This is a genomic window from Nocardia sp. NPDC051463, from assembly GCF_040681975.1.
In the GTDB taxonomy this organism is placed as follows: domain Bacteria; phylum Actinomycetota; class Actinomycetes; order Mycobacteriales; family Mycobacteriaceae; genus Nocardia.
Window position 1 is genome coordinate 36890 of sequence record NZ_JBFBAB010000036.1, and the last position, 12219, is coordinate 49108.

The window sequence follows — 12219 nt, forward strand, 5'->3', positions numbered from 1 at the left end:
CGATGCCGCGACGTCGGGTCGAGCCCGTACTATAGCGCCGGACTGTGACTAGCGTTAAGGATTCCATTGAAGGGCTCGACCATAGCGATGCTGAGCGTCGCCGCGGTGGCGACATTCGGCATGACCGCCGCCACCGCCACCGCCGATCAACTAGCGGACAAATCCCGCTCCATCAGCACCGAAGACGGCTGGGATCTGCAGGTCAGCAAGACCGCGGAAGACGTTCAGCACGTCCCCAATCTGGCCGGGACGCCGTTTACCCGTGAGGGTTTCGTCAGCTTGTCGGCAGCCGCCGACATCAGCGGCGAAGGCCGGGCCGCGGTGAATTCGGGGACAGTACAGCTGGGATACCAGATCGGGTGCCAGGCCGATGTGACCAACGGCCTGTCTATGGGGCTCTCGGCCGCGATCGGCCCGAACGCGATGGTGACCATCGTCCCGCAACCCGGCCTCGCGGTCGGCGGCAGCGCGCTCGTGCTGCCGAACATCTCGGCGACGATCAAGCCGGGCACCATCAGCAGCATCACCCTCGGCACGAAAACGCTTGCCGGAGCGCATGGTTCGATCTCGGTCGATCAGGTGCAGATCAAGATCGATGCGTGCGCCGGTGCGGTCAGTCTGCGCTCGTTCGCGATCGTCTCGATATCCACGGCAACGGCCGACAATTCGGTCGCGGTCTATGGTGACCCGATATGGCTGTGATTCGAACGAGCGGGTGGCGTTCGTGGATCGTGCCCGCGGGAGCATCGGTCACACTCGTCTTCGCCGGGGCAACCGCCAGTGCCGAACCGATCGTTCCGATCGGTCCGGCGGCGTGCGGCGAAAGCCAGTCCACCGCATGCGAAAACACCGGTCCGCCGCCCGCGCGCGGCCCGGCGCCGCAGGCACCGCCGTTGCCACTCCACATGCTCGCGCCCCCGCCCGCGAAGTCCGCACCGAGCGCGAATACGCCTGCCGGTGCCCTGGTTCCCCCCGCTCCGGGTCCTGGTGGCAGCACACCGATCGTCCCTGCCCAGCAGTGAGCAGGCTCTGACATAGGTCACGCCGTCCTGTGCGTATCCGGTGGTCCGGGCGCGCACAGGACGGCGACGCGCCAGCTGATCGGGGTTCTCGTAGAACTCACCGAATTTCGGGCGGATTCGAGGTCCTGTAATCCCTCCGAAGCCACCCACTGCTGCGTCGGGCTGCTCCTCCGGATCCATGCCCGCGCACGATCACGCCAAGATCTCCGCTTCCAGATCCGGCCGACCTCGCTCCTCCGCGAATGTCAGTGCGCGCCTGTACAACAGGTCCACGAAGTACCCATACGGGCTATCGTCACGATCGACGGCCATCATGAACAGCAATATCAGAAAGTCGTTCGTCGACTCCTGCGACCATCGGTAACCAACCGCCGGACCGTACTGGTCAAAGATCGGCGCACCGTTCTGTGGTGAGTTGAACCAAACACCCTCGGCGCGGCGCACCATCCACTCGCCGATGTAGGTGATGAATTGGTCGGCGAGATAACGGTTTTCGGGCGCGTACCGTCCATCCTCGCCGAGCACAGCGGACACTCGCCCCTGGAGCCGGAATCGCCAAGACGGCTGTGACTCGCGGTGGGAAGTGGCGGTGTTCTCGCGCGGTCAGCTGGCGCCGATGACGAGATGGCCGCGGCACTCGGCGATGATCGGCGTATGGCAGCTACTCAACCACCTCGGTGGCGGCTCGGCTGGAAACGGGCTCTGAAAGCGATCGCCGCTGTCGCGATTACCATCGTGTGGGGCTTTGCCGGCCTGGTCCTCGTCACGATCAACGTGTTTTCCGCCGGCTGCGACGTTAGGGCGACATGGACCAGCCCCCAAATGGCCGACCATGCCACCGGGAGCATCGGCATCGGACTTATCTGGGTTGCCCCCTTCATCGTCGCCGCCGTGCTACGCCGCACTCGGCTGACGCTGGTCCTGGTCGGCCTCGCAGTCGTGGTGACGATCCTTGCCGTATCCAAGAGCGGCTGCGTGGGTATCGCCTGAACCAGGCCACCCCTCTTGGGCCAGTTCACCTTGGGGCAGAGGCGGGCTCGACCGCAAATCGAGCCGTCCGGGCGCGTCAAGGTAACGACCGTTCGCGAGACAACCGCGAAGGCAACAAGTTTCCGCAGCCTGATTGCCGAATGATTGTCGTAGCCGGACCGGCGGGCAGGACTGAGCGGATGGCGGAGCACACCCTCGCGATGGAGCCCCCGGCCGCTGCTCCGCGGTGATCGAGGACATGTCCCACACAGCCCTTGCGCCGGCATTCGGCGGTGCGTGGGTGGGTTCGCCCTGGCCCGCGCCCACGCCGCTCTCCGGTGAGCGCATCGCCATCGCCGCCTGTCTCGGCACCGGAAACGCCTTCGACCGTGCCATGGGCGAGTTCGCTCTCGCCTACGCCGACCGGACGATCGCCGACCATCGAGCCCTCGTTGCGGCGATCGCGTCGGGGCGGGTACGACCCTCGACTGACCGCGTGCTCAGCGGTGCTGGCGCTGTTCGATCACCCACTGGGTGAGGTCCTGCGGTGTCGCGTCGTCGCCGAGCACGTTGTCGATCACGACGCGACCGACGCAGGCCGCGCGCATCACTCGATCCGCGACGGCTTCCAGATCACCCCATGGCAGATACGGTTTGGCGATGAGCAGCGAGGCGATGCCGTGCGCGCTCGCCCACAGTTCCATTACCACGGGGATGGGGTCGGCCGGTTCGAACAATCCGGCGGCCATGCACTCGCTCACCGCGGCGGCGAAATGCGTGAAGGCGCCGCTGCCGAGCACCTGATCGACCGCACCCGCGGTCTGTCCGGGGCTGGTGGCCAGCCGGTACTGCTCAGGGTGTTCGATGGCGAACCGGACGTAGACCAGGCCCTGTTGACGCAGGCGTTCCATCGGTGAGGCCGCCGGGTCACCCACGGCGCGCATCACCGCCTCCAGGTCCTCGAAGACCTGCGCGACGACCGCCTCGATGAGCTGATCCTTGTCCGCGAAATGCCGGTAGATCGAGGGCGCGCTGACACCGACCATCTTGCTGATTTCGCGAATCGACACGGCCTCGACGCTGCCGGTGCGAGCCAGCAATTCCTTTGCAGCGCAAAGTATTTCGGTACGCAGCTGCTGCCCAGAGCCGCGGGCGGACCGTTGTCTGCGCGCAAAGGTCATCGGCGACCGGCCAGTGTCTGCTCGTCGGACACGGGGACGACGGCCTCTTCGCTCAACCCGATCTTGGCGTGCAGCCGGGCCAATGGCGCAGGCGCCCACCAGTTCGCGGTGCCCATCAGCCGCATCAGTGCGGGCGCGAGCAGACCACGGATCAGTGTCGCGTCCGCGAGCACCGTCAAAGTCAGCCCCAGGCCCATCATTTGGATGAACGATACCTTCGAGGTGACCATGGCGGCCATGATGATCGCCATCAACAACGCGGCGGCGGTGAAGATTCGCCCGGTGCGCGCGACGCCGATCGCGACCGCGCGCACGTTGTCGGCGGCGGCGCGTCCCGAAGCCAGCCATTCCTCACGGATGCGTGAGAGCAGGAATACCTCGTAGTCCATGGACATGCCGAAGGCGAGGCAGAACATCAGGATCGGCATCGTCGGAACCAGATATCCCGTCGCGGAGCTGCCGAGCAGGCTCGACAGGTGCCCGTCCTGGAAGATCCAGACCATCGCGCCGAAGGCCGCCGTCAGCGAGAGTGTATTGAGGGCAAGCGCTTTCAGCGGCAGCAGCACACTGCCGGTGAACAGGAACAGGACGACGAAGGTGGTGAGCACGATCAACGCGCCGGCCAGCGGGATCCGAGCGCCCAGTGCGTCCAGCGCGTCGACATTGGTCGCCGCGGCACCGCCGAAGAGCGCGGGCGCCGGACTCGGCACCGCGCGCAGCTGCGCCAGTTGGGTCTTGCCCGCCGCGGTGAACGGATCGACCGTCGTCGCGACAGTGAGGAATGCGCCGGTGTTGTTCACCATGGTCGGCGGGCCCGCCGACACCTTCATGCCGCCCGAGAACGCGCCGGCACCGGAGAGCACACCGGCCACGCCTTGCACTTTCGACAGTGCGGCGGCGTAGTCACCGAGCGCGACGGGGCCGCCCTGGTAGCCGTCCAGCACGACGGTGGTGTTCGCGGCCACATCGGCGGCGAAGTCATCGCGCAGCGCGTCACCGACCTCGCGACTGGTCGCTGCGGCGTTGGCATTGAGTACCCGATCATCCGGGTAGCCGAATTTCACCGAAAGGAATGGAGACCCGACCGCCAGCAGCAGCACGATAATCGCGATGGCGACCGGCGCGGCATGGCGCATCACCCGGCTCACCGTCCGATACCAGAAGGTCTCCTCCAGCGGGACATCGGCGCGCGGGGCTCGACCGAATAGGCGTCCCAACGGCTTTCGGACATCGGCCGCGTTCACCCGCTCTCCGAGCAGCATCAGGACGGCGGGCAGGATCAGGATCGAGGCAGCCGCGGCCGCGGCGACGACCGCAACGCCGGCGTAGGCAAAGGATTTCAGGAAGTACAGGTTGAACACACCGAGCGCCGCCACCGACAGCGCGACGGTCAACGCCGAGTAGAGCACCGTGCGCCCCGCGGTCTGCACCGCGCGGACCACGGCCGCTTCCACCGAGAGGCCATTGGCCAGTTCCTCCCGGTATCGGCTCACGATGAACAGGCTGTAATCGATGGCGAGGGCGAGTCCGAGTGCGGTCGTCAAGTTCAGCGCGAAGATCGACACATCGGTGAATACCGTCAGCGTGCGCAGGATCGCCAGCGTGGTGAGGATCGCGAAGATGCCGACGGCCAGCGGCAGCAACGCGGCGACCAGGCTGCCGAACACGAGCACCAGCACGATGAACGACAGCGGGATCGCGACACCCTCGGCGACTGCGAGATCGTGGGTGATCTGTGCGTTCACATCGTGGTAGACGGAGCTGAGTCCGCCTTGACCGACGGTGACGCCGTCGGCGGTCCCGGTGAGCTGCTCGGCGATCTCTCCCGCCACCTGCTGGGCCGCGGTCTCGTCGCCGGTGATGTAGCCGAATACCAGTGCGCTCTTGCTGTCCTTGCTGCGCAGCGCGGCGGCGAGCGGTTGCGGCGCACTCCAATAGGACTGGACGCCGATCACGTCACCGCGGGCCCGCAGGGAATCGACCAGCCTGGCGCCCGTGGCGCGGGCGGCCGGGCTTTCGACGCCCGCTTCGGCACTGACCAGCAGGATGATGTTGGGTTGCGCGCCGCCGAAGTTGTCGGCGATCAGTTGCGCTACCCGTGTCGATTCGGCGTCGTTGGAGGTGAAGCCGCCTGTCTTCATGTGTGAGGTCACTGAGGCGCCGAATATCCCGCAGAGCACCGCGAGCAGTGCGGCGGCCAGCAATATCGTGCGCGGGTGCCTGGTGGCCGCGTGCGCGATGCGAACGAGCATAAGCAACTCCCCCTCTTCGATTGCCCGTGGTTGAACAGGGTTAGCGTAACGCCGTTAACTCAGAACGAACAGGGCCCGTGGGGTTTCCACGGCACCGCTACGCACCGGGATCGCTAGGCCGAAGTCCCCATACGGGAGCCCGACGACCGACCCGGCCGGTGAGCCGAGCACCGATCAGCCGGTGAGCACCAGCCCCATGGCCAGGCTGAACATCACCAAAGCGATGACCGAATCCAGAACCCGCCAAGCGGCGGGACGGGCGAACAACGGACCGAGCAGCCTAGCGCCGTAGCCGAGTCCGGTGAACCAGATAATGCTGCCGAGCATCGCGCCGACTCCGAGGAACCAGCGGTCCGGGGTGGCGTAGGTGCTGGCGAAGGAACCGAGCAGCACCACGGTGTCGAGGTAGACGTGCGGGTTGAGCCAGGTCAGCGCCAGGCAAGTGGCGACGGTGGCGCCGAGGGCGACCGAGGCGCCGGTGGATGCTGCGGCGAGCGCGTCGTTCGACAGCGCCCGCCGCGCCGCGAGCACACCGTATCCGGCCAGGAAGGCCGCTCCGCCGTAGCGCGCGATCTCGACAACCGCGGGCACCGAGGTCACGACTATCCCGAAGCCACCGATGCCCGCGGCGATCAGCACCACATCCGACACCGCACACACCGTGACGACAGCCAGCACATGCTGGCCGCGCAGCCCCTGTCGCAACACGAAAGCGTTCTGCGCGCCGATCGCCACGATGAGCGAGAGCCCGAAACCAAGACCTGAGATAGCAGCCAGGGCTGCCGAGGAAAGCGTCACGTCCGCCGACGTTAGGCGGGTAATCGAGGCAAGACCAGCTAAAGATTTTCACGTACCTTTACGATTTCTTAATGGACCTCCAACTCGACCAGCTGCGCGCTCTCCATGCGGCCGTCACCGAGGGCACCTTCGACGCCGCCGCGCGCAGCCTGCGGGTCACGCCCTCGGCGATCAGCCAACGGATCAAGGCGCTGGAGGATGCGGCAGGTCGCATCCTGTTGCAGCGCACCAAGCCCGTGCGCCCCACCGAATCCGGACTGGCGGTCCTGCGGCTGGCCAGGCAGATCGAACTGCTCGCCGGTGACACCGCCCGTGAATTGGGCGACACCGGCCAGGAGCCCAGTATCGATCGGCCGATTCGGCTTCCGATCGCGGTCAACGCCGATTCGCTGGAAACCTGGGTAATGCCCGCGCTGAGCCGGGCGTCGGCGGGGGTGTGTTTCGAGATCCACCGCGAGGACGAGGAGCACACCACGCGACTGCTGCGCGACGGGACGGTCATGGCGGCGATCACCGCCACCGCGGCGGCGGTGCAGGGCTGCAAGGTCGAACGGCTCGGCGCGATGCGCTACCGGCCGATGGCCAACCCCGAGTTCGCGCGAACCTGGTTCGGTGACGGGGCCACCGCCAAGACCTACGCGGTGGCGCCGGTCGTCCTGTTCGACCGCAAGGACGACCTCCAGGACCGGCACATGCGACGACGCAGCAGACAGCCCATCGACCCGCCGCGCCACTACATCCCCTCCTCGACCGGCTTCGGCGACGCCGTTCGCATTGGGCTGGGCTGGGGCATGCTTCCCGACTTGCAAACCCGTGCGGATCAGGCCGCGGGCCGACTGGTGCCCATCGACGGCGACTCCTACATCGACGTCCCCCTCTATTGGCAGCAGTGGCGGCTCGAGTCCCCCGCGCTGAGCAGCACCGCCACCGCTATCGCCGCGGCCGCCGCCAACGCACTACTGCGATAAGGCTTGCGCTCCAGCATGTTTCGTCGTCTACCCGAGATAGCTGACAATCGCGGCCGCGATGGCATCGGCGAATTTCGCACGCCCGTCGGGTGATTCGAGCAATGCCGCATCGCCGGGATCGCGCATGTTCCCACACTCCACCAGCGCCACCGGACGTTCGGAGAAGTTGAGTCCCGCCAGGTCCGCGCGGGGGTTCAGCCCGTCGGAACCGACATAGGTCGAGGTGGCGAATCCGAACCCGACCATGGTGTCGCGCAACATCGTCGCCAGCCGAACCGATGGCTCGCCCTGGGCAGGATTCAACGGCGGCGAGGAATACGCGACATGGAAGCCGTGCGCGCCGGCGGCCGCGCCATCCGCGTGAATCGACACCACCGCCACGGCCCCACTGCTGTTTCCGATGGCGGCACGTTCACCGATACACGGACCGACGCCGGCATCATCGGGCCGCGTCATCACGACGCGGATACCGCGAGCGACAAGCGCGGCGCGCACCAACGTCGCTACATCCCAGTTGAACTCGTGCTCGGTGTACCCGTCGTTCGCCGACGTCCCCGTCGTATTACACGGTTTGGTCCTGCCCCGGCCATCCGGGACCTGTTGGTTGATCACGCCCGGATGCGTGGCATTGCCGCCGTTGTGACCAGGATCCAGCACCACGACACGGTCGTCGGCGATAGGGATTGTCGAGGCATCGGGCGAGGTTTCGGCCGACTCCGGCGCTGCGCTGGAGGTCCGCTTGCTCGGGCGCGAACTCGTCGAGTCGTGCGCGCATCCGACGAGCAGCACGCACCATGCGCTGACCACCGCAGCTACCTTCCAGTATCGATATCCCACGACGCCACAGTGCCACAAAACCCGGCGCGGCGACCGATCACCAGCGGCCACGACGACTCTTCTCCGAAGAGGGAGGTAGCGCCCAGAGCGATTCACTACCGTGAGAGGCTCGACCGAGCGAGGAAGAGCAAATAATGGACGCGATGCCGCAATGGTGCGAGTTCTTCAGCGCCGACGAGTACGACATATTCTGTACGGCAGTCGACGACGGGCTCAGCCTGTACGGCGCGGACGGCCAAGATATCGACGGCGGCTACGTCGAGATGGCGGCGGGCGAGCCATCGATCGAAATCTATCCATTCGCGCTGAGTGCGCTCGCCGCCCGTTGCCGAGAAAGTGACACAGCGCAGTGGAGTGACCTCTGCTCTTCTCGAATCATGGCCTGGGCCGAGGGCCGACTACAGCGGGAATGGCTTACCGAAACGCCTTTCAACGAGGTCGAAGCTCTGCTGGAGGTGTGGCTCTACAGTCGGCGCGAGCTGATGTTCGAAGCGGAACCAGACCACCCCGACCAGCCGTTCTGTACCCAAGTGGCCGATGGCCTTTACGCCTGCTTCGTGGCAGTGGTGCCCGACATCGCGGATGCGCCGACAATGCATTCCTTCGTACCGAACTCCGCAGTCAGCGCCTGGAATCTCACCGCCGACGAACTGCTGGACTCCGTCCGGCGCTGCCTGCGTCGACTGCCGCCTCCGGTATGGGAGAAGCACACCACCACATTCGTGGACGACCAGCAGAAGCTGGTGGGCAGCGGTGAGGTGTACTTCGGCTCGGCACCCGACGGAGTCGACCTTCCCGTATCCGCCTGGGCACTGATCATCGACGAAGTCACGCCCGCGCCTCTCGTGCCCGCCGGTCTCCTCGCCGTTCCACACCGCCACCTGCTTCTCGTTGGCCTGCCGTGTATCGACGCAGAGGAAAGGCACTTCGGCACAAAGGCATTGCGTCGATACACCGCACAATCGTGTGACAACGCGCATCCCGACCACCGCATATCATCGCTCTACTACGTGTACCGGCCACCGGGCTCGTTCGTGAGCAACCGCGAACTTCGGCAGACCTAGGGCGCACTGTCCGGCATACCTTGGACTTGCGGGCAGCCCGACTGTTGCGGTGGGACACCAGATCTGACCTCGCTTGTGTGATCAACCGCTCGAAATGCGCTCGGGTGCTGGATCATTGACGATGCGGTCGGTGATCCGATCTCCGCTGAGACCCGCATCGGCCACTTCGATATGAGTCGAACTGCTTGGAAGCGGCCGGCTGCGGATTCTCCGATGTCCTCGAGGTCACGGCCTATATCGTCGACCCCGCAGACTTCGCCGCGTTCAACGAGATCTATCAGAAGTACTTCACCGAGCCGTATCCCGCTCGCGCCACCCTCGTCTCCAACCTCCTGGGGTTCAAGGTGGAGGTAGAGGCGATCGCGCGCAAGCCGTAGATCATCGAGCACCCGTGTGTATTTCAACTCGGTCCAGCACGGAAGCCGGGCCAGATCCAGGATTCGGGTCGACACGCGACTGACGCGAACGGCCCCAGCATCCCTGGCGGTTGCTGGGCCGTTCCAGTCTCTGCGCGCTATGCGCGGCAGAACCCGCCGTTCTCGGGGGGCACGATCACCTGCGAACGACGTCGAAGACGATTCCCTCGATCGTGATTCCGGGCGCGAACGAGAACGCGACGCCCGTCGAGATCGGCTTGTTCGTCCCTGTCCGACCGGCGATCCGTTCGAGCACGAAGATCAGCGAGACGCTCGACATGTTTCCGTACTCACTGAGAACATCCCAGCTCGTCGACGCGGCTTCCGGCGGGAGGCCGAGCGATCGAGCGGATTGGAGCAGTATCTTCGGCCCGCCCGGGTGGATTGCCCATACATCGATGTCCGGCTGCCGCAATTCGTTGCGTCGCAGGATTTCTCCGATGACGGGAGCAACACCGTTGTAGATGTACTGGGGTACATTCTCGGACAGCTCGCACATGATGGCGTCCTGGTTGACACCGACCGCGATGCCGTCGGCGGTGCCCTCGAACAGATGAGTGAAGTTGTCCCGGATGACGATCGTCCCGGCTTCGGCCTGCTCCGCCCCCTGGTTGGCCCCGATGACGACCGCACCGCAGCCGTCTCCGAACAGGCTGTAGCTCACCGCGTCGTTGACGTCTTCTACGGGGACGACATGCACTGAGTTGAGCTCGATGCACAGGACCATTGCCTTCTTGTCCGGGTTGGCCCGGACGAAGTCCGAGGCGGTGCGAATTCCGTTCATGGCTGCCGCGCAGCCCATGAAGTTGACCACCAGGCGAGCGACCGACCGGGGCAGCCCGAGGTCTTCGACAACCGCGACGTCAACGCCGGGCGCGATGATGCCGGTACTCGTGGCGAATACCAGAAGTCCGACGTCGGCCGGCTCGATACCTTCGAGCGCGCGTCGCGCCACATCGACCGCCAGTGGAACGGCGTGGCGGTAGAACAGGTGCATGCGATCCCGGATCGTCATCGCGGTCCCGCCGGGCGCATGACGTCGAGGATCCAGCGGGTCGACCGCGAATCGTCGGGTGTCGATCATGGTCTTACCGAAGATCCGTCGGATCCGGGTTTGCTGCTCCGGATCGGTGAATTGCCCAGCCATCCAGTCCGCTGCGACGGATTGGTCGAGGACCCGGCCAGGTGCACCGGTCGCGATCGCTTCGATGACGGGTACGGTCGGCGGCCCCGACGGAGTTGGGTGCTCATAGGCTTGCGCAGTCGGGCGGGTGACAAGTGCCTGGTCAAGAGCAATTGACATGGAGTCGTTCTTCCTCGCTCGAGCGATTGGAATGCGTTCCTTAATCGTCGAGCAGCAAATGTTCCGCAAATAGATACCCCAGGGGTGTGGATCCCCCACCCTGGTGTTGGGTGCTGCTCGGAGTGCGATGCCTACGCCCGCCGTCAGGCACTCGCAAGTCGAGCCCCGCTCGATGCTGCGCATCCGCGCCGCATCCACTCCCGGAGCCCGAGCTCGTCGGCGAGATACCCACGCGAGGCGTACAAAGCAGGGCGGGAGGAGCTGGCCCGCCACCGGTGGTCGTGGTCGTGGCCGGCGACGAGTGGACTGTCACCGGCTGCGGCGCCGGCGATTGTCCAGTGGTTTCGATCGATAGGCTGCGGTCTATGACCTTGGTGAACAGCCCCCTGCCAACCGACATCGACCGCTTGTGGGAGCGCCGCGACCAACTCGGCCCGGTCGATCGAGACGCCCACGCCACTGTCGTTGCGGCCCTCGACCAGCTGGATCGAGGGAATGCCCGGGTCGCGGAGGTTGACCCCGATACCGATGCGGTGCTGGTCGATGTGCGCGCGAAGCGGGCGATCCTGTTGTCGTTCAAGGTGTTCGAGGTAACTGAAACAGGTGTCGGCGAGTTCAGATATCAGGATCGGATGCCGTTGAAGGAGCGATTCGACGGTGTGCGGGTTGTACCCGGCGCGATCGCTCGATGGGGCAGCTATCTGGCTCCGGGGGTGGTGCTGATGCCGTCTTTTGTCAATGTCGGCGGGTACGTGGCGGCCGGTTCGATGGTGGATACATGGGCCACCGTCGGGTCCGGCGCGCAGATCGGGCGCAATGTCCATCTAGCCGGCGGTGCGGGCATCGGCGGAGTGCTGGAACCACCCAATGCCGCCCCGGTGATCATCGAGGACGATGCGTTCATCGGCTCGCGGTCGATGGTCGTGGAAAGCGCCCGTGTTCGCAAGGGCGCCAAACTCGGTGCGGGAGTGATCCTCACCAGATCGACGCGAGTCTTCGACGCCGAGACCGGCGATGAGCTCCCGCGCGGCGAGGCCCCCGCCTGGTCGGTGTGCGTCGGCTCGACCAGGATCAAGAAATTTCCTGGAGGGGAATTCGGGATGCCCTGCATGCTTGTTCTGAAGCGTCTGCCCGAGGGGAGCGGCCACGACAAGCTCGCGCTCAATGAAATCCTGCGCGACCACGGCTTGGCTAGCTGATCACAGGTCGCCCACGGGCCTGGATCGGAGGTCCAGATGAGCGCGTTGACGGCGCTCACCCCACCGGCGCCACGGCCCCTGGGTTCGCGCACCAGTTCGTCGGCGTCCATCGCCGGCGGTCAGCCGCGCACGTGCAGCCCAGAACCTGTGTGGCCCCGGGCTCCAGTCCCTCCTTCAGGTGCAGCGAGGGGATCTCGTAGTCACCGAACT

Annotated in this window: 13 protein-coding genes; 7 read left to right on the forward strand and 6 right to left on the reverse strand. The window is 65.7% G+C overall.

What is annotated here, in order from left to right:
• Positions 1-66 precede the first annotated feature (66 nt).
• Positions 67-702: an MspA family porin gene (locus AB0M74_RS31350; RefSeq protein WP_366529916.1), complete on the forward strand. Its 636-nt coding sequence runs from the start codon at positions 67-69 to the stop codon at positions 700-702.
• Positions 703-1214: 512 nt separating this feature from the next.
• Here AB0M74_RS31350 and AB0M74_RS31355 read toward each other — a convergent pair.
• Positions 1215-1556: a hypothetical protein gene (locus AB0M74_RS31355; protein ID WP_366529917.1), complete on the reverse strand. Its 342-nt coding sequence runs from the start codon at positions 1554-1556 to the stop codon at positions 1215-1217.
• A gap of 90 nt (positions 1557-1646) precedes the next feature.
• Between AB0M74_RS31355 and AB0M74_RS31360 the strand changes: the two genes are divergently transcribed.
• Both AB0M74_RS31360 and AB0M74_RS31365 read left to right on the forward strand, forming a co-directional pair.
• A complete protein-coding gene (locus AB0M74_RS31360; RefSeq protein WP_366529918.1) occupies positions 1647-2012 on the forward strand; it encodes a hypothetical protein in 366 nt (121 codons plus the stop codon).
• A 238-nt stretch (positions 2013-2250) separates the two neighbouring features.
• A complete protein-coding gene (locus tag AB0M74_RS31365; protein WP_366529919.1) occupies positions 2251-2529 on the forward strand; it encodes a hypothetical protein in 279 nt (92 codons plus the stop codon).
• On the opposite strand, the gene AB0M74_RS31370 is transcribed toward AB0M74_RS31365, so the two are convergent.
• From AB0M74_RS31370 to AB0M74_RS31380, 3 genes are all read right to left on the reverse strand, one after another.
• Positions 2492-3172: a TetR/AcrR family transcriptional regulator gene (locus tag AB0M74_RS31370; RefSeq protein WP_366529920.1), complete on the reverse strand. Its 681-nt coding sequence runs from the start codon at positions 3170-3172 to the stop codon at positions 2492-2494. The genes AB0M74_RS31365 and AB0M74_RS31370 overlap by 38 nt on opposite strands.
• Positions 3169-5424, reverse strand: a complete 2256-nt coding sequence (locus AB0M74_RS31375; protein ID WP_366529921.1) for an MMPL family transporter — start codon at positions 5422-5424, stop codon at positions 3169-3171. The genes AB0M74_RS31370 and AB0M74_RS31375 overlap by 4 nt, the downstream gene beginning before the upstream one ends.
• A 174-nt stretch (positions 5425-5598) precedes the next feature.
• Positions 5599-6222 (reverse strand): LysE/ArgO family amino acid transporter, encoded by a 624-nt coding sequence (locus AB0M74_RS31380; protein WP_366529922.1) that lies wholly within the window; start codon positions 6220-6222, stop codon positions 5599-5601.
• 71 nt (positions 6223-6293) lie between these two features.
• Between AB0M74_RS31380 and AB0M74_RS31385 the strand changes: the two genes are divergently transcribed.
• On the forward strand, positions 6294-7190 hold the full coding sequence (locus AB0M74_RS31385; protein WP_366529923.1) for a LysR family transcriptional regulator ArgP: 897 nt from the start codon (positions 6294-6296) through the stop codon (positions 7188-7190).
• Between the two features lie 27 nt (positions 7191-7217).
• Here the strand turns inward: AB0M74_RS31385 and AB0M74_RS31390 are convergent, their stop codons facing one another.
• Complete coding sequence (locus AB0M74_RS31390; RefSeq protein WP_366529924.1) at positions 7218-8027, reverse strand: N-acetylmuramoyl-L-alanine amidase; 810 nt, start codon at positions 8025-8027, stop codon at positions 7218-7220.
• A 134-nt stretch (positions 8028-8161) separates the two neighbouring features.
• Here AB0M74_RS31390 and AB0M74_RS31395 point away from each other — a divergent pair, with 134 nt between their 5' ends.
• Together AB0M74_RS31395 and AB0M74_RS31400 are read left to right on the forward strand one after the other, a co-directional pair.
• Positions 8162-9091, forward strand: a complete 930-nt coding sequence (locus tag AB0M74_RS31395; protein ID WP_366529925.1) for a hypothetical protein — start codon at positions 8162-8164, stop codon at positions 9089-9091.
• 185 nt (positions 9092-9276) lie between these two features.
• Positions 9277-9468 (forward strand): RidA family protein, encoded by a 192-nt coding sequence (locus tag AB0M74_RS31400; RefSeq protein ID WP_366529926.1) that lies wholly within the window; start codon positions 9277-9279, stop codon positions 9466-9468.
• A 175-nt stretch (positions 9469-9643) separates the two neighbouring features.
• On the opposite strand, the gene AB0M74_RS31405 is transcribed toward AB0M74_RS31400, so the two are convergent.
• Positions 9644-10810, reverse strand: coding sequence for a 3-oxoacyl-[acyl-carrier-protein] synthase III C-terminal domain-containing protein (locus AB0M74_RS31405; RefSeq protein WP_366529927.1), 1167 nt, complete (start codon positions 10808-10810; stop codon positions 9644-9646).
• Positions 10811-11175: 365 nt separating this feature from the next.
• Between AB0M74_RS31405 and AB0M74_RS31410 the strand changes: the two genes are divergently transcribed.
• A complete protein-coding gene (locus tag AB0M74_RS31410) occupies positions 11176-12009 on the forward strand; it encodes a 2,3,4,5-tetrahydropyridine-2,6-dicarboxylate N-succinyltransferase (RefSeq protein WP_366529928.1) in 834 nt (277 codons plus the stop codon).
• Positions 12010-12219 lie beyond the last annotated feature (210 nt).